At 64.2% G+C, this 20,477-nt stretch carries 17 protein-coding genes; 5 read left to right on the top strand and 12 right to left on the bottom strand.

Annotation, left to right across the window (positions count from 1 at the left end):
* Positions 1-45 precede the first annotated feature (45 nt).
* Complete coding sequence (locus tag K8I04_00545) at positions 46-1,740, top strand: proline--tRNA ligase (protein MBZ0070210.1); 1,695 nt, start codon at positions 46-48, stop codon at positions 1,738-1,740.
* A gap of 130 nt (positions 1,741-1,870) precedes the next feature.
* The gene (locus tag K8I04_00550; protein MBZ0070211.1) at positions 1,871-2,470 is read left to right on the top strand and encodes a transglycosylase SLT domain-containing protein; all 600 of its coding nucleotides are present in this window, start codon (positions 1,871-1,873) and stop codon (positions 2,468-2,470) included.
* 69 nt (positions 2,471-2,539) lie between these two features.
* On the opposite strand, the gene K8I04_00555 is transcribed toward K8I04_00550, so the two are convergent.
* From K8I04_00555 to cysM, 6 genes are all read right to left on the bottom strand, one after another.
* Complete coding sequence (locus tag K8I04_00555) at positions 2,540-2,815, bottom strand: cupin domain-containing protein (GenBank protein ID MBZ0070212.1); 276 nt, start codon at positions 2,813-2,815, stop codon at positions 2,540-2,542.
* Between the two features lie 356 nt (positions 2,816-3,171).
* Entirely contained in the window at positions 3,172-4,509 is a 1,338-nt protein-coding gene (gene rlmD, locus K8I04_00560; GenBank protein ID MBZ0070213.1) for a 23S rRNA (uracil(1939)-C(5))-methyltransferase RlmD, read from the bottom strand.
* 312 nt (positions 4,510-4,821) lie between these two features.
* Complete coding sequence (locus tag K8I04_00565) at positions 4,822-5,595, bottom strand: 3'-5' exonuclease (protein ID MBZ0070214.1); 774 nt, start codon at positions 5,593-5,595, stop codon at positions 4,822-4,824.
* 209 nt (positions 5,596-5,804) lie between these two features.
* Positions 5,805-6,386: a YdbL family protein gene (locus K8I04_00570; GenBank protein MBZ0070215.1), complete on the bottom strand. Its 582-nt coding sequence runs from the start codon at positions 6,384-6,386 to the stop codon at positions 5,805-5,807.
* A 241-nt stretch (positions 6,387-6,627) separates the two neighbouring features.
* Complete coding sequence (locus K8I04_00575) at positions 6,628-8,688, bottom strand: hypothetical protein (protein ID MBZ0070216.1); 2,061 nt, start codon at positions 8,686-8,688, stop codon at positions 6,628-6,630.
* Positions 8,689-8,859: 171 nt separating this feature from the next.
* The gene (cysM, locus tag K8I04_00580; GenBank protein ID MBZ0070217.1) at positions 8,860-9,750 is read right to left on the bottom strand and encodes a cysteine synthase CysM; all 891 of its coding nucleotides are present in this window, start codon (positions 9,748-9,750) and stop codon (positions 8,860-8,862) included.
* 148 nt (positions 9,751-9,898) lie between these two features.
* Here cysM and K8I04_00585 point away from each other — a divergent pair, with 148 nt between their 5' ends.
* The 3 genes from K8I04_00585 to K8I04_00595 are packed head-to-tail and all read left to right on the top strand — an operon-like array spanning position 9,899 to position 15,769.
* Positions 9,899-12,031, top strand: coding sequence for a TonB-dependent receptor (locus K8I04_00585; protein MBZ0070218.1), 2,133 nt, complete (start codon positions 9,899-9,901; stop codon positions 12,029-12,031).
* A 28-nt stretch (positions 12,032-12,059) separates the two neighbouring features.
* Positions 12,060-13,100: a hypothetical protein gene (locus K8I04_00590; protein ID MBZ0070219.1), complete on the top strand. Its 1,041-nt coding sequence runs from the start codon at positions 12,060-12,062 to the stop codon at positions 13,098-13,100.
* Complete coding sequence (locus tag K8I04_00595) at positions 13,097-15,769, top strand: response regulator (protein MBZ0070220.1); 2,673 nt, start codon at positions 13,097-13,099, stop codon at positions 15,767-15,769. Before K8I04_00590 ends, K8I04_00595 begins: the two co-directional genes overlap by 4 nt.
* A 23-nt stretch (positions 15,770-15,792) precedes the next feature.
* Here K8I04_00595 and acpS read toward each other — a convergent pair whose 3' ends face one another.
* From acpS to lepB, 6 genes are all read right to left on the bottom strand, one after another.
* Positions 15,793-16,173 carry a holo-ACP synthase gene (acpS, locus tag K8I04_00600; protein MBZ0070221.1) on the bottom strand — a complete coding sequence of 127 codons (381 nt, stop codon included), beginning with the start codon at positions 16,171-16,173 and terminating at the stop codon, positions 15,793-15,795.
* 266 nt (positions 16,174-16,439) lie between these two features.
* The gene (gene recO, locus K8I04_00605) at positions 16,440-17,162 is read right to left on the bottom strand and encodes a DNA repair protein RecO (GenBank protein MBZ0070222.1); all 723 of its coding nucleotides are present in this window, start codon (positions 17,160-17,162) and stop codon (positions 16,440-16,442) included.
* A gap of 240 nt (positions 17,163-17,402) precedes the next feature.
* The gene (gene era / locus K8I04_00610) at positions 17,403-18,305 is read right to left on the bottom strand and encodes a GTPase Era (GenBank protein ID MBZ0070223.1); all 903 of its coding nucleotides are present in this window, start codon (positions 18,303-18,305) and stop codon (positions 17,403-17,405) included.
* A gap of 201 nt (positions 18,306-18,506) precedes the next feature.
* Positions 18,507-19,193, bottom strand: a complete 687-nt coding sequence (rnc, locus tag K8I04_00615; GenBank protein MBZ0070224.1) for a ribonuclease III — start codon at positions 19,191-19,193, stop codon at positions 18,507-18,509.
* Complete coding sequence (locus tag K8I04_00620) at positions 19,190-19,564, bottom strand: DUF4845 domain-containing protein (protein ID MBZ0070225.1); 375 nt, start codon at positions 19,562-19,564, stop codon at positions 19,190-19,192. Before K8I04_00620 ends, rnc begins: the two co-directional genes overlap by 4 nt.
* A 24-nt stretch (positions 19,565-19,588) precedes the next feature.
* Positions 19,589-20,359 carry a signal peptidase I gene (gene lepB / locus K8I04_00625; GenBank protein ID MBZ0070226.1) on the bottom strand — a complete coding sequence of 257 codons (771 nt, stop codon included), beginning with the start codon at positions 20,357-20,359 and terminating at the stop codon, positions 19,589-19,591.
* Positions 20,360-20,477: the final 118 nt, after the last annotated feature.

The following is a 20,477-nucleotide window of genomic DNA, read 5'->3' on the forward strand; positions in this document are numbered from 1 at the left end:
CCCGTACAATTCCTCTCCCGATACCAACCAAGAAATCCGTCGACCATGCGCACGTCCCGCTTTCCGCTCGCCACCTTGAAAGAAGTCCCCGCCGACGCCGAGGTCATCAGCCACCAGCTGATGCTGCGTGCCGGCATGATCCGCAAGGTCGCGGCCGGCGTATACAACTGGCTGCCGCTGGGGCTCAAGGTACTGCGCAAGGTCGAGACCATCGTGCGTGAGGAAATGGACCGTGCCGGCGCCCTGGAAGTCCTGCTGCCCTCGGTACAACCGGCTGAGTTGTGGCAGGAATCGGGGCGCTGGGCACAATACGGGCCCGAACTGCTGCGCATCAAGGACCGCCACGAGCGCGATTTCTGCTACGGCCCGACCCACGAGGAGGTCATTACCGACCTCGCCCGCGGCGAGCTGAAGAGCTACAGACAGCTGCCGGTGAACTTCTATCAGATTCAGACCAAGTTCCGCGATGAGGTGCGCCCGCGCTTCGGCGTGATGCGCGCCCGCGAGTTCCTGATGAAGGATGCCTATTCCTTCCACAGTGACCAGGCCTCGCTGGAAGAGACCTACCGGATCATGTTCGACACCTACACGCGTATCTTCACACGCCTGGGCCTGAAATTCCGTCCGGTGCAGGCCGACAGCGGCGCCATCGGTGGCGCCGTGTCGCACGAGTTCCATGTACTGGCCGAGTCCGGTGAGGACGCCATCGCCTTCTCGGATGCCAGCGGGTATGCCGCCAACGTCGAGTTCGCGGAGGCGCTGATGCCGGCCGGTACGCGCCCCGCGGCAACACAGGCCATGCGCACCGTCGCCACGCCCGGCGTGCACAGCATCGAAGAGGTCAGCGCATTCCTGAAGATCGCGCCCGCGCACTGCGTGAAGACCCTGCTGGTACAGGGTGCCGAGGACGACAGCGTGGTCGCACTGATCGTGCGCGGCGATCATGAGCTCAATAAGATCAAAGCCGAGAAGCACCCGGCGGTCGCGAGCCCGCTCACCTTCGCCTCCGATGCACAGGTCAGGACCGCGACCGGCGCCTCACCGGGGTCGGTGGGCCCCCTGGGCCTCCGGATCCCGGTCATCGCCGACCGTGCCGCTGCGCACCTCGCCGACTTCGTCTGCGGTGCCAATGAGGACGGCCACCACCTGACCGGCGTGAATTGGAGCCGCGATCTGCCCGCGCCCGAGGTCGCGGATCTGCGCAACGTCCAGCCCGGCGATCCCAGCCCTGATGGCAAGGGCGTACTGGGCGTCGCCCGCGGCATCGAGGTCGGGCATATCTTTCAGCTTGGCACCAAGTACAGCGAGGCGCTCAACGCCAAGGTGCTCGACGAGAACGGTCGCGAGTCGGTGATGCTCATGGGGTGCTATGGCATCGGTGTGTCGCGCGTAGTGGCCGCAGCCATCGAGCAGAACCACGACGACAAGGGCATCCTCTGGCCCGAGCCCATCGCACCGTTCCGCGTCGCCCTGCTACCCATGGCCATGAAGAAGTCCTACCGTGTCGCCGCGGCCTGCGAGGCGCTCTATACGGAGTTCCAGGCCGCCGGCATCGAGGTGTTGTTCGACGACCGTGATGCGCGTCCCGGTGTGATGTTCGCCGACATGGAACTGATCGGCATCCCTCATCGGGTGGTGGTAGGAGAGAAAAACCTGGATGCGGGTATGGTCGAATACAAGCGTGGTCGCGGCGAAGCGGAGCTGGTGCCACTGGAGCAGATCGTCGCGCGGCTCAAGTAACGGCACCAGTATACCGTTACTGAAATACAATCAACCACGAAGGACACGAAGTGATGCAGATGGTAATGCAAGAAATCCTTCGTGTCCTTTGTGTCCTTCGTGGTTACACATGCCCTGTCACGCGGCCACTATGGCGCGCACGGTAAAATACCTCCTCGGCAGTCTATACGCCGCAGTCACCGCCGTGCTGCTGGTGTATACCGGTGCCGCCAATGCCGCCGTGCAGGAGCGCCCCGATGCCGCCGATCGCATTCTGCTCGGCCAGGCCATCACCACGGCCGAGAGCTTCGAGGACCGCTTCGATGCCGAGGTCTGGCTCACCGACATGGCCAACCGGCTCAAGCGCTGGGACGAGATCCCCGCCGAGGAACGTGTGCTGATCCTGCAGACCGTGCACCAGGAGGCGACGCACGCCGGCCTGGCCCCCGAACTGGTACTGTCGGTAATCCACGTCGAGAGCAATTTCGACCGCTTCGCCATTTCGTCGGCCGGTGCACGTGGGTTGATGCAGGTCATGCCCTTCTGGCTCGACGAGCTGAACCGCCCTGGCGACGACCTGTTCGATATCCGCACCAACATCCGCTTCGGCTGCATCATTCTCAAGCACTACCTCGACCGCGAGAAGGGCAACCACTCCCGCGCCCTGGCCCGCTACAACGGTAGCGTCGGCAAGACCTGGTATCCGATACGGGTCTTCGAGGCCATGCGCAAGCGCTGGTATCTTCAGTAGGGAATCCCCTCAACGCGCATTCTTCAGGCCGCGGACTGGTGGAATCAACGGACGGTCCCGTACCGGTGATCAATCGATCCGGTAATGCTTTTTGATTGGTTTGATGACTTTCCAGGTACAACTCAGGCCGGCGGAAAAATCCACCAGGTCGAGTTCTTTGATCGTCACCGGCTCACCGTTATCGGGTGTCACAATAGCCTCGCCTTCGATGAGGTAACACTTCTCACGTGTCGAATACGTCCGGGTAAATGTAGAAACCTCTTTACTCCGGGTCGGCCAGTCAAAGACAAACATGGTTTCAAGCTTCATCGGTGTCGGGTTGTGTTCGATGGTGATCTGTCCCATTGCAAACTCCACTCTGAAATACGGTCAGTGAACGCTGGAATTGCCGTGCACGCCCTGCGCACTGCAACGTGCATCTACAGTACCCCATCGTTACAGGGATCACTATCAACCGCATGGATTAGCCGTGATTTACACCACATCGGCACGACACACAGTCACTTCGCCTGGTGTTCAGGTGGCTCAGATAGACTACCCGGCCCCATCCTCACCGACCGCGGGGATTCTGCTTGGAATATCGTCGGTGGGGAGCAATGTGTATCCAACCACGGCGAGCCATCCGCTAACAATGACTGCCTCGGCCGCAGCGAGTGAACATGGCCTGTCATCCTGACCCGTAACAGTGATGAAGTTCATTTCTACTTCTCGAACACCGCGATCGACTCCACGTGTGCAGTATGCGGGAACATATCCATGACACCCGCTTTCACCAGTCGATATCCATGCGCGTGCACCAGCAGATCGGCATCGCGCGCCAGCGAACTCGAATTGCAGGCGACATAGACGATCCGCCTGCATCCCAGCCTGGCAATAACGGGAATCACCTCTCGGGCACCACTGCGGGGCGGATCCAGCAACAGCTTGTCGAACGGTTGCTTCAACCAGGGGTAGGGGGCGATGTCTTCGGCCAGATTTGCGACATGGAATTCTGCGTTGGTAATGCCGTTGCGCACGGCATTGTCGCGGGCGCGGTGCACCAGGCCGACCTCACCCTCGACACCGACCACGTGCGCACAGTGGCGTGCCAACGGCAAGGTGAAATTGCCCAACCCACAGAACAGATCCAGGATGCGGTCACCGGGCTGCACCGCCATCGACTCCAGTGCCAGCTCGATCATCGCACCATTGATGGCACGGTTGACCTGAGTGAAGTCGGTGGGCCGGAAGGCCAGGCGCAGGTCGTGATTCGGCAACGCGTAGCTCAGCTCCGAACGCTCCGGCCAGAGCAGGTGGATGCTGTCCGGCCCGGCCGGCTGCAGATAGATATGCAGTCGGCTGCGCCCGCCGTAGTCGCGCAGCAGCGCGGCATCGTGCTCGGACAGCGGGTCGAGGTTGCGGAACACCAGTGCGGCCGCATCGTCACCGATGGCGACCTCGATCTGCGGGATACGCGTGCGCGCCTCCAGGCCGCCGATCAGCCCCGCCAGTTCGGTGATGCGCTCGCCGATGATCGGGTGCAGCACCTCGCAGCGGGTCAGCTCGGCGAGTTGCGGCTTACGTTTCTCGCGAAAACCGACCAGCACCCGCTGCAGCTTATGGACGTATTTCACGCCCAGCCGCGCCCTGGTGCGGTAACCCCACTGCGGGCCGCGCAGCGGCGGCAGGATCTCCTGCGGCATTACCTTGCCGATACGTGCGAGATGATCGAGCAGCACCTGCTGCTTGGCCGCGATCTGGGCCTCCGGCGCCAGGTGCTGCAGGCTGCAACCCCCGCACACACTGGCATGCAGGCAGCGCGGCTGGACACGCTGCGGCGATGGTTCCAGCACGGCCGCGACCACGCCTTCGTCATAGGTCTTGTGCTTTTCCACCAGCCGGCAGCGCACGCGCTCGCCCGGCAACGCCCCGTCGACGAACACGGTCTTACCCCCGGCACCGCCGATGTGACCGACACCGCGGCCATCGTGCGACAAGGATTCGATCGTCAACTCAACCGGTTCAGCGGGCAACCGCCGCGGCTTGCGGGAACGGCTCATGGGAGTCCTATGCGGCCATTTGTTGAACCGCCAAGACGCCAAGGCCGCCAAGTAAACCCTGGATGGAACCGCCAAGAACGCCAAGGCGCCAAGAAGATATTGGGAACCGCCAAGGACGCCAAGGCGCCAAGAATGCCAAGGCAGATACATGCAAAAAACCCAAACCGCCTTTCCATTGATTTAGGTTTTCTTGGCGCCTTGGCGTCCTTGGCGGTTCACACAGCATTCTTGGCGCTCTTGGCGTCTTGGCGGTTCACACAGCATTCTTGGCGTCTTGGCGGTTCAAATACTTATTTTCCTAGTGGCCTACAGTCACTCCGCCCAGGCCGCCAGGAATTCACTGAAATGCGGTTTGTCCTCGGCCTTGAGATAGTCGCGCAGCTGCAGGCATTCGGCGTGGTATTCGGCCGCCGACAGTTTGCCGCGCATGAGCTCGAAACGGAGGAACACCAGATAGGTGTTGAGCACGTCGGTCTCGCAATAGTTGCGGATATCCTCGATACCACCGGCCAGAAAGGTGTCCCAGACCTTGGCGCCACTCATGCCCATCTTGCCGGGGAAGCCAAGCATGCTCGCGACCTCGTCGAGTGGCGCCACGGCACGCATCTGATAGCCCGACAGCACGTCCATGAGATCGGTATGGCGCGCGTGGTAACGGTTCAGGTAATTGTTCCATCTGAAATCGCGGTCATCGTCGCCGCTATCCCAGTAACGTGGGGCGGCGATACCGTGCAGCAGTGCGCGGTAATGCAGTACCGGCAGGTCGAAGCCACCACCGTTCCAGGACACCAGGGTTGGCGAGAATCGGTCGATGCCATCGAAGAAGCGTTGCACCAGCTCCTTCTCATCGGACTGCGGCTCGCCCAGCGACCAGACCGTGAATGTGTCGCGCGAACGCAGCACTGCCGAGATCGCCACGACCCGATGCAGATGCAACTTCAGAAAATCACTACCACCGGTCTCCTGGCGGCGCAGGTGGAACATCGCCTTGGCGATATCCTCGTCGCTCAGTCCGTCGAGCCCGTGCAACCGCCGGCCCGTGTCGAGATCCGGAATGGTCTCGATATCGAATACCAGTACGTTCATACAGTGAGGCCTTTCAAGTCACAGGTACACTACTTCTGCCGCGAAGGACCCGAAGACACGCAACGGAAAGCCAGAAATCCATTGACCACGAAAGCTACGAAACCCGCGAAAATCGGCTATGTCGGTTTACGCAAAACACAGTGCGTGGATCTCGTTGCGATGGAATATTTCCTTCGCGCGCCTGCGCGTCCTTCGCAGTAAAATTGTTCCTATTTCTTCTGCCAGGCACCCTGGGCGTCCTGGAACCACCAGCCGGCCGGGGCGTTGGCGACCCAGCGACGGGCGAAGGTGGCGCGGATGTCGCTTTCCCATTCGGGGTGGCCGTTGGCGCGGGCAATCTCAGCATACAGGGCCGCGCGGTCACGGTTTTCGTCGGCCACCAGCTGTTGTATGCGACTGCGATCACGCAGCGGCACGGCATTGAGATCGCGCACCAGAATCTGGCCGTCGCGGGTCATGCCGACGGCACCGCTGGCATAGTACGGCGCGAGGCTGCCGTGGCGCTGCCCCATAGCGGCGGTAATGTTCTGGATGGCGGGTGACTGGACGTCGATGTTGGGCTCCGCCGCCGTGGCGGGGCGGATCAGCCAGTCGAGCATGCCGACGAAGGCGACGGTCATGACATCCTCACGCTGCGATTTCGGCTCCATCGGCGGCGCGGGCGCCGCCGGCGCGGGTGCACTCTCGGTCTCCCCTTCGGTGCCGTACACGCGATGGATGATGAGGTCGGCCGCCTCCTGGGCCGCAGCCGCGGGGAAATAGACATTGATGGTCACACAGGCGGCCAGCATCGCGAACAGGGCCAGCAGAACGGGTATACGCAGCGTCAGCACGATGGTTTCCTCATGAGTGGGATAGTCGATCTGTCAACTACTTGATTGGCCACGGAAGCACACGGAAAAACACTGAAAAACACGGACAAGATCATGCGCTTCATACCACAGCCTTCCTCACCTGCCAGGTACTGAACCGGAGCGTTGCGACGCTGTTTCATTTCGGTGTCTTCCGTGTGCGCCATGGCCATCGATCCCTTCAGCGTACCTCCGGTGCCTGCTCCAGCGTGACCGATTTCAGACGCTCGATCAAGGTATGCCAGTCTACCCGATCGGCATAGCCGATGACATCGATGCGGGGCGGGAGAAACCGGCCCTTGACGATGTAGTAGCCGTTGTCCGCCGGCGCCACGCCACCCATTTCGCAGACGCCGTTGTGCAGGTGGCAGCTCAGACCGAGGCGATCGTAGGGAAATTCCTCGAACATACCCAGGAAGCTACGCGACAGCAGGCCGCCCACGCCGCCACCGATGCTCGACAGATTATCCACGGCACGCTGACTGATGCGATGCCGCGAGCGGTCGTCCGCGGGCGTGGCGAAGCGTGCCTCGAAGGCCGTCGGCTGCCAGTCCTCCATACGCAGACCGTCGACGCGACCGCTCAGCCGACCCTCGATCTTGCCGAAGGAGAAGGTGTTCGTCACCGCTTCCAGATCGAGATTGCTGAGTACGAGATCGGCCTCCAGGCGCGGCACCAGACCGAAGGGCCGGTCCAGGTGCAGGTTACGCACCGTCAAGTCGCCGTCAAAGGCGCGCACCAGCAGTACGCCACCGACCTCCAGGCGCCCGTCGGCATACTGCACGTCGGGAACCATACCCGACAGCTGCCCACCGAAGGGTGGCCAGTCCAGCGCCGCGCTCACCGCTTCCATGGATACGGGCAGGAGCATGCCATCGAAATTCCAGCGCAGGTCTGCGCCGCCCGGGTCACTCAATGCCAGCGTATCGATCTGCAGCGCGCCGTCCAGCACCGGCAGGGTCAGGGGCTCACGCAACTCGAATCGGGAATCCTGACTGACGACGGCCAGGTTCGCAGGGCCGAAGGCGAGGCGGTAGACGCTGCCGGCCCGCCAGCTGAGCTCGGTGGTGCGGGACATAGCATCGTTGCCCCAGTCGATCAGCCCCGACAGCCCCTCGATGCCGAAGCGCCCCTGCGGATCGTCGACGCCCACACCATCGAGCGCGACCCGCAGCCGCGTGCTGCCGTCGGCCTGCGCAGCATAGCGGCCGGAGAAGCGACCGACGGTCTTGAACGCATCACCGAGCTGCCCGCGCACCCAGGGCTGGATGTAGGTGTCGAAGGCCGCCGGCAGGCGCGCCTCCTCGATGTCCACGCTGACGGCGCCGAGCAGGTTCTCCCGCCCTGGATACAGCGTCAGTGCGCCCTGGGCACGGGCGACGCCGGTATGGTCGAGCCGCAGCGAGGACAGGGCCAGCCGCCCGGAAGCACCCGCCCAGTGGCCGACCGCCTCCAGGCGCAGCGGCGCGGTCTCGGTGAATTCGAAATAGAGCGGGTCGACAAACAGCGCCCCCGCGGTCAAACGGACGTGGCCGCTGCCCTGCCAGTCGCTGCCGCGCTGCTGGCCCTCACCGACGAGTTGCAAGCCCAGTTGCTCGCCGGCCTGAGTACCGTCGGCATTCGAGAAATCCACACCCTCGGCGGCGAGGTCGAACTCGGCCGCGGCCACCCCGCCGGCATCGCCGCGCAGCGTCAGGTCGAGATCCAGCCGACCACCGAGGGTGTATCCGAAGACCACGTCGAGCCGCGTCAGCAAGGCCTGCACCGCGGTGGCATCGACGTGCCGCCCCTGTGCTGCCAGCTCCCAATGGCCAGCACGCAGTTGCAGGTCGAACTGCCAGGTACCCGCGGCGAGCAGCACGTCCTGCAGTCGCAGCCGCAGCGCGCCACCGGCATCACGATCGAGGTGCACCCTGGCTTCCGGGAGGGTCTCGCCCAGCACTGCGCCGATCCGCGCGCGGCCGCTGCAGTGCGTGCCCGCCGCATCGTGCCGCAGCACGTCACACTGCAGGCGTAGCGCACCGACCGCACCGATCGGCGCGGGCAGGGTCAGCGCGGCCACGGTGATCTCGCCGCCGAGATCCGCGCCGGTCGGCAGCGCCAGCTGCAGGCGCACATCCTGTGCCTGCCAGCCCTCACCCTGCACATCGCCCACGACGATCTCGACCCGCTGCAGCGCCTGCGCCGCCGCGGCGAACGCGATCAGCAGTATCCCGCCCGTTATTGTGCGATTGAGGTCCACAGAAGAATACTCTAACCACGAAGGACACGAAGTACACGAAGGCAAAGCTCAATCAGTGTCGAACGAAGAGCCTCTCTCACCCGCTGGGCGAACGAACTCACGGTTTTACATTGATGGATTTCCTTCGTGTCCTTTGTGTCCTTCGTGGTTGAAGGACAACCAGCAACGCACTCAGGCCGGAAACACGCCCGTCGAGAGATAACGGTCGCCGCGATCGCAGATGATGGCGACGATGACGGCGTTCTCCACCTGTGCGGAGAGCCTGAGGGCAGCGGCGACAGCACCACCGGAGGAGATGCCGCAGAAAATACCCTCGCGGGCGGCCAGGGCACGGGTGGTATCCTCGGCCGCCTGTTGGTCGACCTCGATGACCTGATCGACGCGCGTGGCGTCGAAGATGCTCGGCAGGTATTCCTCCGGCCAGCGACGGATACCAGGGATGGACGCGCCCTCGCTCGGCTGTACGCCGACGATGCGGATCGCCGGGTTCTGTTCCTTGAGGTAACGCGAGGTCCCCATGATGGTACCGGTAGTGCCCATGGCGCTGACGAAGTGGCTGATGCGGCCGCCGCTATCGCGCCAGATCTCCGGGCCGGTGCCGGCGTAATGTGCCTGCGGGTTGTCGGGATTGGAGAACTGGTCGAGTACCCGGCCCTTGCCCTCGGCCTGCATCCGCTTGGCCAGGTCGCGGGCACCCTCCATGCTCTGCGCACGCGTCACCAGGACGATCTCGGCACCGAAGGCACGCATCACCTGAATCCGTTCCACGCTCATGTGCTCGGGCATGATCAGCACCATGTGATAGCCCTTAATGGCCGCGGCCATGGCCAGCGCGATACCGGTGTTGCCGCTGGTGGCCTCGATGAGGGTGTCACCCGGCCGGATCTCGCCGCGCTGCTCGGCATGCTGGATCATGGCCAGGGCGGGCCGGTCCTTGACCGAGCCGGCGGGGTTGTTGCCCTCGAGCTTGACCAGGATGCGGTTGGAGGTCTCGCCCGGCAGACGCTGCAGGCGTACCAGCGGGGTGTCGCCGACGAAATCTTCGAGGGTGGGGAATTCCATAACGGGCAAGTGTACCCAAGGTCCGGCGGCGACAGAAGCGGGCGGTGACGAGCCGCTTTGACGCCACCTCGGTAAACGCGGCACCATAGCGGCGACGGCCGCAGCAGACGGCCGCGCTCGAACAGCGACCAACAGACAGGAATTCCCTATGCCCAAGCACGCCCCCCTCCCTGCCGTGCCCACATGGTGGCGTGCGTTGCTGCCGCTGCTGTGCCTGTGCACCAACGGCCACGCCACCGAGCCCGACCTGCTGCTGAGCGAACTGGCAGGGGAGGAGTATTTCCTGGATCAGGTGCCGGTGGTGCTGTCCGCCACCCGGCTCGCGCAACCTCAGTACGAGGCGCCGGTGGCGGTCACCGTGATCGACCGCGCCATGATCGAGGCCAGCGGCGTGCTGGACATCCCCGACCTGTTGCGATTGGTGCCGGGCTTCCAGGTGGCGCATTCCAAGGGGCATACCGCCGCGGCGACCTATCACGGCCTGGCCGATGAGCACGCCCGGCGCATGCAGGTGCTGGTCGACGGCCGGCCGGTATACGGTCCGGCCCTGGGCGGAGTGCGCTGGACCGACCTGCCGCTGGACGTCGAGGACGTGGAGCGTATCGAGGTGGTGCGCGGCCCGAACGCCGCCGCCTACGGCGCCAATGCCTTTCTCGGCGCCATCAACATCATCACCCAGCACCCCGCGCAGGTGGTCAGCACCGAACTGACGCTGCTGCGCGGCAACAAGGACGTCAGCAAGGCCCTGCTGCGCCACGGCGGCGACATCGAAGGCCTGGATTACCGCATGACGCTCGGCTATCGCCGGGACGAGGGTTTCAAGACCCGCTCCGACCCGGGTCCACCCGACCCCAAAACGGGCAACGTCGCTGACCGCAACCCGCTCAACGACGGCATGCGCATCTCGCTGTTCAACGTGCGCGGCGAATACCGCCTGTCCAATCACAACGCCCTGGAGTTCCAGGCCGGCTACAACGGCGGGCCGAGCCGCGAGGGCCGCTTCGACGATCTGGTGGAGGCGCCGCGTGACCGCGAGGTGCAGAGCCATTTCCAGCAGCTCGTCTGGTCCCAGACCCGCGCACCGGACGCGGAGCTGCGGGTGCAGTTCTACCACACCTACATGCGCCACCGCGAACGTACCGAGGCGTGGCTGTCCGCGATCGGTGGCCTGCCGCCCGCACACGTCGGCCTGTTCTTCCCCGGCCACGTCGACGAACTCGTGACCACCAACTACAGCATCTTCGAGGAGCGCTACGAGCTGGAGGCCCAGCACAGCTTCCGGGCCACACCGGCCGCACGCCTGGTCTGGGGCGGCAGCGCACGTTTCGACCGTGTCGGCGGCGAGGGCTGGTACAGCCGCAGCGACTATATCGAGAACCAGCTCTACCGGCTGTTCGGCAACCTGGAATGGCGTGCCTACGAAAAAGGCATGGTCAACCTCGGCACCATGATCGAACGCAGCAGTCAGGTCGGTATCCACCTGTCGCCGCGGGTCGCCCTGAACCATCAGCTGACCCCCGATCATGGCCTGCGCGCCAGCGTCTCACGCGCCCTGCGGCTGCCGACCATCTATGAAGAGCACGCCGACGGGGCGGTGCGCTTCGCCAACGGCGACCTGATCAATCAGTATTCACTGGGGAACACCGACCTGAGCGCCGAGCGCATCGTCTCCTACGAACTGGGATATCTGGGCCGCTGGCCCAGCCGGCACCTGACCCTGGACGTCAAGCTGTTCCACGACAAGCTCGAGGATCGCATCGCCAACCCCAAGAACTACCCCTATCCGGCCGACGCGTTCGACGGCAAGACCTTCCTGCACACCAACAGCGGCACGCTGAGCATCAACGGCGCCGAATTCGCCCTGACCTACCGCCCGGCACACCGCAGTATGCTGGGCGTCAACCTGGCCTATGCCCGGGCCAAGGGCACCGCCCTGAACGCCTACGTGGACGGCACTACGGGTGGCCCCAGTTACGAGGACCTGGGCGAGGATGTCCCCCACCGCACCCTCAGCGTCTTCGCCATGCACCGCCTGCCCCGCCTGATCGATTTGAGCGCCACCTATTACCGGGTCGGCCGGATGAAATGGCTGGGGGACGGCGACCGGCTCGACGCCCAGGACCGTCTGGACCTCCGTATTGCCAAGCATCTACGCGGCAATGGCTTACAGACTACCGTTGCCTTCGTCGTCCAGAATGCGCTGGACGAATACCTGGAATTCAGGGATGAGAACGTGTTCGATACCCGCGCTTACATTGAACTGACCCTGGGCCTGCCCTGATCGAGGCGGGCCCCATGCATCACCACCTATGCACCGCACCCGGACCTGTCACTTTGCAGCTACGCGCCGCCCCCCCACCGGCGGTGGCCGACCGTGGCTCGGCCGCTTGCTGGCGCCGCTGCCGACAGTCCTGTTGCTGCTGACGCTGGGGCATGGCGGCACGGTGGTCGCGGCGCCGCGCATCCAGGTGCTGCTCAGCGACACCACGGTGGCCTACCGGGAGGTCGACGCCGGCCTGCGGCGGGCGCTGGAGGTCGGGGCGCCCGGGCACGTCGAACTGGAAACCCAGGCCCTGGCCGCGCTGCCCGGCGGTCTGCAGGACCTGCTGGCGCAGGGGCCGACCCTGATCGTGCCGGTCGGTCTGCGCGCCACTGCTGTGGCCTTGCGCGATGCCGGCGACGTACCGGTGCTCAGCCTGCTGGTGCCGGAATTCGACTACACCGCCCTGCTGGATGACATGGGGAACATGGGGAGGACGGCCGCGGCACACACCCGCAGTGCCGTCTATCTCGATCAACCGCTGGGGCGGCGGCTCGATCTGCTGCAACTGCTGCTCCCGGACGCACGCCGGGTCGGTGCCCTGGCCGGGGCCCAGTCAGCCGCCGAGGCCGAGCGGCTCACCGCGCTGGCCCGGAAACGCGGTCTTGAGCCCGTGATCCTGTCGGTCCCCGAGCACAGCAACCCGATCCGCCCCCTGACCCAGCTGCTGGAGCGCGTAGACGTCCTGCTGGCGCTGCCGGACCCGACAGTCTTCAATCGTTCCTCGCTGCAGGCGATCCTGCTGACCACCTACCGCAACCGCGTACCGGTGATCGGCTTCTCGCAGGCCTATGTGCGTGCCGGCGCGCTCGCCGCCGTGTATTCCACCGCCAGCCAGATCGGCACCCAGGCAGGTGAATGGATCGCCGAGCTGGCCGACCGCGGCCAGTGGGCGCTCGGCGAACCGCGCTATCCCGTCTATTATTCGGTGTCGGTCAACCCGCAGGTGGCCCAGTCGCTCGCGCTGCCCGTCCTCAACGAGGCAGCCCTGTTCGAGGCGCTGCACGACCTGGAACCACGTCAGCCATGAAAATCGAAGGTATCCACAGCCGCATCCTGCTGGCGGTACTCCTGCCGGTACTGGCTATCGCAGTGTTGCTCAGCGTCTATTTCGTCCACACCCGCATCGATGATTTGAATCAGTCACTGACCGACCGTGGGCGGGCCATCGCCAACCAGTTGGCACCCGCCAGCGAATACGGGGTGTTCGCGGGGAACCACGTGATCCTGCAGAATCTGGCGGATGCCGCATTGCGCGAACCCGACGTGGTGCGGGTGAGTATCCTGAACCACACCCATGCTGTCCTCGTGCAGTCCCACACCCTTGGTCCGGGAGAGATCGTGCCGGCCAACCTGCTCGAATTCGAGGCACCGATCCAGCCAGCGGGGCTGGCAGTCAGGGATTTTGAGGAGGCCGGGGGACGCCACGATGCACAGCCCGTAGGCTGGGTGCGCATCGAACTGTCGCGCACCGCCACCCAGCAGCGTCAGTACGAGATCATCTCCACCAGCATCCTCATTACCCTGGCCCTGCTGGTGCTGAGCGCCGTCGCCGCACTACGCATCAGCCGCGGCGTCGCCGCCCCGGTCCTGAACCTCACCGGCGCGGTCCAGCGGCTCGGCGCCGGCGACCTGCGCGCGCGCGCGCGCGTGGACTCTACCGGCGAACTGGGTATGCTCGAACGTGGCATCAACGTCATGGCCGAGACCCTGGAGAACGCCCAGGCAGAACTGCGCGAACAGGTCGAGCAGGCGACGGCTGAACTGCGTGAGACGCTCGAGGCCGTTGAGATCCAGAATGTCGAACTGGATCTGGCCCGCAAGCGTGCCCTGCGGGCCAGCCACGAAAAGTCAGAATTTCTGGCCAACATGAGCCACGAGATCCGCACCCCGCTGAACGGTCTGCTCGGCTTCGTCGATCTGCTGCAGCGCACCCCACTCGATGAGGAGCAGCGCGACTACACCGCCACCATCCGCAAATCGGCGGCCAATCTCCTGGTGATCGTCAACGACATCCTGGATTTTTCCAAGATCGAATCAGGCAAGCTCAGTACGGAGTCCGTTCCCTTCGATCTGCGCGAGGCGCTGGAGGATTCCATGGATCTGTTGGCGCCCATCGCCCATGAGAAGGGGCTGGAGCAGATCCTGCTGATCTATTCGGACGTGCCGCTCGCCCTCTACGGTGATTCCAACCGTATCCGTCAGGTGCTGCTCAATCTGCTCGGTAATGCGCTGAAGTTCACCAGCCGTGGCAGCGTCGTGGTGCGGGTCATGCTCGAGGATGAGGACGATGACGCGCACGCCTCACTCCGAATCAGTGTCGCCGACACCGGTATCGGCCTAAGCACGGAGGAGCAGGGCCGTCTGTTCCTGGCCTTCGGCCAGGCGGACAGCTCGGCCACGCGCCGCTTCGGCGGCACCGGCCTCGGGCTGTTCATCAGCAAGAGGCTGGTGGAACTGATGGGCGGAACCATCGGTGTGGAGAGCGAGCCCGGCAGTGGCTCGACCTTCTGGTTCACCCTGCGCTGTGCCCGCCAGACCGACATGGTGGCCGAACCCGCGTCCCGGCCGGCCCAGGGCCGGCGTGCACTGGTCTACGATACCCACCCGTTGGTGCGGCTGGCGACCCGGCATGCCTTGGAATCCTGGGGCCTGGAGGTGACCGAGGTCGGCGACTGCACCAGCCTGCGGGAGATGGCGGCCGGCGATACCTTCGATCTGCTCGTGGCGGGTGCCGAAAAGGGCGGCGGTGAGGGCTGCAGACTGGCCGCACTGTTACCGGCCCTGAAACGCACCGGCCGGCCGATCGTGGTGCTGCTCAACAGTGCCGAGCGTGACGCCCTCAACCGTACCTGTGATCTGGGCGCCGATGCCTGCCTGCCCAAGCCAGTACGGCACGACGCCCTGCGGCAAAATATCTTCAGTCTGCTCGAGATCTCGCTCGACGACGACGCCTTCATTGAGCGCCGCAAGGCCCCCCGCCCCGAGATGCCGGACCTGCGCGGTGCCCGTATCCTGCTGGCCGACGACAACGAGATCAACCGCAGGCTGATCTGCCTGCAGCTGGAGAGCCTGGGCGTGGAGGTGAGCAATGCCGTCGACGGCCGTCAGGCCCGGGACCTTGCCACCCGGCACCGCTTCGATCTCATCCTGATGGACCTGCACATGCCGGAGATGAGTGGTGAGCAGGCCGCCCAGGCGATTCGCGCCGGCGGTGGTCCCAACCGCGCCACCCCGATCGTCGCCCTGACGGCCAACGCCTTTACCCACGAGCTGCAACGGCTACCGGAGCACGGGATCAACGAATGCCTGATCAAGCCGATCTCCGAGTACCGTCTCTGGGAGGCAGTACGGCACTGGACCGGACAGCGGGTAAATCAGCCACCAGGGCCGGTCACGGATGACGCGCGCGAGAGCCTCACCCGCGAACTGCTGGCCATGCTCATGGCCGAACTGCCGCAACAGCGCGACCAGCTGCGCAGTGCCTTCCGTGCTGGCGACTGGACCAGCCTGCGCGAGCTGGCCCACAAGATCCGGGGCTCAGCTGCCTACTGTCAGGTGCAGGATCTGGAGCAAGCCGCCGCCCGTCTGGAGGCCGCCTGTCCCAGTGGCGCGCGCCAGGGCATCGAGACCGCCCAGCGCCACTGCCTCGACGTCATCGACGACCTGCTGCTCAACGCGGCGAATACACTACGCTGAGCCTGCGGACATCGGCCACGGGCTCAGCGGCGCAACAGGGTGACGAAGGCGACGGCGTACTCATCCTCATCGGCGATACTGACGTGGGTTTCACCGATCGCCAGCGCGATCCGCAACTCCTCGGCACGCGCATGAAACGTCAGCCCTGGCTTTCCCAGGGCATCGTGGTGCACACCGATATGCCGCAGGCTGAGGCCATCGCGGAAGCCGGTACCGAAGGCCTTGGCGACGGCCTCCTTCACGGCGAAGCGCTTGGCGAGAAAGCGCGCCGGACGCGCGGCGGTGGTGAATTCCTGCAGCTCGTCCACACTCAGGATACGTTCCGCAACGCGCGCACCGTGACGCTCGAGCAGGGCCTCGAAGCGTGCGATACGGACGATATCGGTGCCGATGCCGAAGATCAAAGCAGGTCCTAGATCCTAGGTTCCAGGGCCGAGGGAGAGCCTTCTACCTTCACCTCGGCCCTGAAACTTTCATTTACACAGTGGTCCGTATTATTGGCTACACATCGTGCCAGAGGAGAAAAATCCCTTTTGGCCACGGAATCCACGGAACAACACGGAAAAATGCGTATGGCAAATCAGGCGCCCACCCTGTACAGGTTCCAGGTTCTAGGTCCTAGGTTCTAGGGCCGAGGGAAAATCTTCTACCCCCACCTCGGCCCTAGAACCTAGGACCTAGAACCTGGCGTAACAATCGCTGCGAAGACCTCGCGGGTCTTCAGTTCCCGGCCGCCCAGGTACAGGCCCAGCGCGGCGCGCAGCAGGCGCTTGGCGTCGCTCAGGCTCTGCGTATCGTGCAGCTCGTCGGCGGCCAGCGACAGCAGACTGGAACCTGCCAGCACCAGCCGGTTGGGGCTGTGCTGCACCGTGCGCGCCGGACCGGACTCCAGCTCATAGATATACCATGCCCCCGGCTCCACCGGCGCACCGCTGTGTGCCTCATGGTCCAGCAGCAGGCCATAGCCAAGCTCCTCCAGCAGCGTCTTCTCGAACAGGCGCAGGGCGCGCGGGGTGGCGTCCGGCAGGGCCACGAGCGCCTGTGCGTAGGCGGCATGCAGGGCCGGATGCGGGTCCAGGCGCTGCAGCAGCCGCAGCAGCAGCTCATTCAGATAAAAGCCGGAATACAGCACCGCTCCCGGCAGGTGCCGCGCGGCGCCGGCGGTCTCGATGCCTGTCAACGTCCCCAGTTCACCGCGCCCCGACCAGCTCAGCAGCAGCGGCTGAAACGGCTGCAGCAGGCCGCGGTTGCGCCCCCGCGGTCCGCGCGCACCCCGCGCCACCAGCCCCAGCCTCCCATGATCACGCGTGAACACCTCCAGCAACAGACTGGTGTCCCGGTAGGGCCGCTGGTGCAGGATGTAACCCGGCTGCAGTTGTGTGGGGTGGCTCATGGCTGATCCTTCGGGAGGCGTGAGGAGCAAAAGACAAACCCCTTTTTAGCCACGGAAACACACGGAACAACACGGAAAAAATATTGCGAAACCGTAGAGCGAATGACCGCGGCCCCTAGGGCTGGCTTGTGCAATGGCGCAGGCGTTGCAGATGTGCGAGCCCGTGGCCTTATAAATATTTCCGTGTTGTTCCGTGTGTTTCCGTGGCCAATAAGGTTTTTACGCCTTACGCCTTACACCTCACTCCTCCCCCCCATACCCCAGGCTGCGCAGGGCGCGTTCGTCGTCGGCCCAGCCTGCCTTCACCTTGACCCACAGCTGCAGGAACACCTTGCCGTCGAACAGCTGCTCCAGGTCACGGCGCGCCTCGCTGCCGACCTCTTTGAGCAGCACCCCGCCCTTGCCGATGACGATGGCCTTGTGGGAGTCACGGTCCACCCAGATCAGTGCGTGGATGCGGCGCAGGTTACCTTCCTGTTTGAATTGTTCGATCTCCACTGTCAGCCCATAGGGTACTTCCTGGCCCAGCTTGCGGAACAGTTTCTCGCGCACCCGCTCGGCGGCGAGGAAGCGCTCGCTACGGTCGGTAATCTGATCCTCGGGGTAAATCGGTGGCGCCTGCGGCAGATGACGCACCACACAGGCCTCGAAGCTGTCCAGATTGTCGCGCTCACGCGCCGACAGCGGCACCACGTCGGCAAAGGGAAACCGTGCTGCGAGGCTCTGCAGATGCGGCAGCAACAGTGCCCGGTCCTCCAGCAGGTCGACTTTGTTCACCACCAGGATGATAGGGACCTGCACGTCCCTGAGCTTGTCCAGGATCCACTGATCCTCAGTATCCCAACGGGTACCTTCCACCATGAACGCCACGACATCGACACTGTGCAGTGCCGTGACCGCCGCCTTGTTGATGGCGCGGTTCAGGGCCTTGCGGTCGCCCTGGTGCAGTCCCGGTGTGTCCACATAGACGATCTGGGCCGCCGCGAGCGTCTTGATGCCGAGGATACGGTGGCGGGTAGTCTGCGGGCGGTGCGAGGTGATGCTGATCTTCTGGCCGAGCAGGCCGTTGAGCAGGGTCGACTTGCCCACATTGGGCCGTCCCACCAGCGCCACGTAGCCACAACGAAAGGCCTCTTCGCTCATATACGACACCCTGATCCGCTTACAACCACAAAGGACACGAAGGACACAAAGGCGTCACTCATAAAAGATACCGATCCCCACAAATCACGGCCCACCTCGAGCCCCGGGACAGCATGCCCCTTGGGCACTCCGGACAGCATAAGCCTTCATGTCCTTCGTGTCCTTTGTGGTTTGCGGGTCTTGTACGACCCTCGGAAACGGTCAGTCGGCATCCACACCGAGCACTTCCAGCATGTGCTGTGCCGCGTGCTGCTCGGCGTGGCGGCGGCTGCGGCCCGTGCCGCGGGCCTCCTGCCCCACATCTGTCAGTCGGCATTCCACCTCGAAGACCTGCTCATGGGCGCTGCCACGGACCGAAACGACAGCATACTCGGGGAGGCGCTGATGGCGGGCCTGCAGGAATTCCTGCAGCCGGGTCTTGGCATCCTTGGTGGCAACGGGCTCTGCCGGTAGCGCGGCAAGGCGCGCCGCATACAGTGCCTGGATCACCGTGGCGCAGGGTGCGAAACCGCTGTCCAGATAGATGGCGCCGAGGACCGCCTCGAGGGCGTCGGCGAGGGTGGATTCGCGCCGGTAGCCACCACTCTTGAGTTCGCCGGACCCCAGGCGCAGATGTTCGCCCAGATCCAGGTCGCGCGCCAGTTCCGCCAGCGTCTGCTCACGTACCAGGGCGGCGCGCAGCCGGCTGAGTTCGCCCTCGCTCGCCTCGGGATAGCGCCGGTAGAGCACCTCGGCGATCACCAGCCCGAGGACAGCGTCGCCGAGGAATTCCAGCCGTTCATTGCTGCACCCGCCGGCACTGCGGTGGGTGAGCGCGTTGACCAGGAACACCGGCTCACGGAACCGGTACCTCAGTCGCCGCAGCAGTGCGTCCTCGGAGTCGATCAACGCCGCACTACCTCGACCTCCTTCTTGAAGGTGGCGACTGCATCGATATTGCCGAGCACCGGCACGCGCTTCTCATAGTCCACCGATATGCGCATCCGGCCACCCTGACTTTCCACCTTCACATCCCGGCCGGAGATGCTCGTGACGTCGTTCACGCTGAAACGCTTGTCCAGCATCGAGCGGATCTCAGCCGTCGTCTTCGACCCGATTTCCGGCTCGTTCTCCAGCGACTCGATGGCGCTCGCGACACTGAAATATTCCAGGTAACCCGGCGTCAGACGCAGCGCCAACAGCACGAAGAAGCCGATCAGGCCCAGTACGATGATCCAGCCGATGGCCGTCATACCACGTTGCGATTGCAGTGTCCGCATAGCCCCCCCTCAAGTCGTCGATTGTCAGTCAATGGTCTGTCCGAGACGGTCCCACTCCACGCCCCCGGCGGCGCTGTCCCAGTTCATCCAGATCATGAAGGCCTTCCCGACCAGGTTGGCCTCCGGCACTGGACCGAAATAGCGGCTGTCCTTACTGTTGTCACGATTGTCGCCCATCATGAAATAGTGGCCCGCCGGCACCTCGATCTCACCCTCGACGCCACCGCTGCCGGGCCGTACCAGGATCTGATGAACCACGTCGCCGAGTCGCTCCTCGCGCAGGCTCGCGCCCGAACTGGATACCCCCGAACCGATGCCGACATAGCGGCCGATCTCGGCCTGCGGCATCGCCACCCCGTTGATATGAAGAATTTTATCGTGATAGGAAATACGATCACCGGGCAGCCCGACCACACGCTTGATGTAGTCGATGCTGGGGTCCTCAGGATACCGGAACACCACCACGTCACCGCGCTGCGGCTCGCCCACCGCCACGACCTTGCTGTTCAGCACCGGCAGACGCAGACCGTAGGCGAACTTGTTGACCAGGATGAAATCACCCACCAACAGCGTTGGCATCATGGAGCCGGATGGAATACGGAAGGGCTCGGCGATGAACGAACGCAGAACGAGCACGATGAAGATAACCGGAAAGAAGGCCTTGGCATACTCGACCAGTACCGGTTCCTTGGCATCCTTGGAGCGCCCACGCCCCCACAGCAATGCATCCAGCAGCCAGACGAGACCGGTGATGGCGCTGGCCAGGACCAGGATCAGTGGGAAATCAACGTTCATTATTTTTCCTTGTTGAAGGGCTGAAGGTCGGAGTTTGGGGTTTGGGATTCGGGATTCGGGGTATTTACACCCCAACCGAGGCAGTCACACTCCTTCCCGAATCCTGAATCCTGAATCC

The sequence above is a fragment of the Gammaproteobacteria bacterium genome (assembly GCA_019911805.1).
GTDB lineage: Bacteria > Pseudomonadota > Gammaproteobacteria > Thiohalobacterales > Thiohalobacteraceae > JAHJQQ01.

Excerpts from the sequence above, each read along its gene's own strand:
- K8I04_00585 (MBZ0070218.1), top strand. The coding sequence starts at position 9,899 with ATGCCCAAGCACGCCCCCCTCCCTGCCGTGCCCACATGGTGGCGTGCG.
- K8I04_00565 (MBZ0070214.1), bottom strand. The coding sequence starts at position 5,595 with ATGAACGTACTGGTATTCGATATCGAGACCATTCCGGATCTCGACACG.
- lepB (MBZ0070226.1), bottom strand. The coding sequence starts at position 20,359 with ATGAACGTTGATTTCCCACTGATCCTGGTCCTGGCCAGCGCCATCACC.
- recO (MBZ0070222.1), bottom strand. The coding sequence starts at position 17,162 with ATGAGCCACCCCACACAACTGCAGCCGGGTTACATCCTGCACCAGCGG.
- rlmD (MBZ0070213.1), bottom strand. The coding sequence starts at position 4,509 with ATGAGCCGTTCCCGCAAGCCGCGGCGGTTGCCCGCTGAACCGGTTGAG.
- K8I04_00620 (MBZ0070225.1), bottom strand. The coding sequence starts at position 19,564 with ATGCGGACACTGCAATCGCAACGTGGTATGACGGCCATCGGCTGGATC.
- era (MBZ0070223.1), bottom strand. The coding sequence starts at position 18,305 with ATGAGCGAAGAGGCCTTTCGTTGTGGCTACGTGGCGCTGGTGGGACGG.
- K8I04_00590 (MBZ0070219.1), top strand. The coding sequence starts at position 12,060 with ATGCACCGCACCCGGACCTGTCACTTTGCAGCTACGCGCCGCCCCCCC.
- K8I04_00555 (MBZ0070212.1), bottom strand. The coding sequence starts at position 2,815 with ATGGGACAGATCACCATCGAACACAACCCGACACCGATGAAGCTTGAA.
- K8I04_00570 (MBZ0070215.1), bottom strand. The coding sequence starts at position 6,386 with ATGCTGGCCGCCTGTGTGACCATCAATGTCTATTTCCCCGCGGCTGCG.
- cysM (MBZ0070217.1), bottom strand. The coding sequence starts at position 9,750 with ATGGAATTCCCCACCCTCGAAGATTTCGTCGGCGACACCCCGCTGGTA.
- K8I04_00550 (MBZ0070211.1), top strand. The coding sequence starts at position 1,871 with ATGGCGCGCACGGTAAAATACCTCCTCGGCAGTCTATACGCCGCAGTC.
- K8I04_00545 (MBZ0070210.1), top strand. The coding sequence starts at position 46 with ATGCGCACGTCCCGCTTTCCGCTCGCCACCTTGAAAGAAGTCCCCGCC.
- K8I04_00595 (MBZ0070220.1), top strand. The coding sequence starts at position 13,097 with ATGAAAATCGAAGGTATCCACAGCCGCATCCTGCTGGCGGTACTCCTG.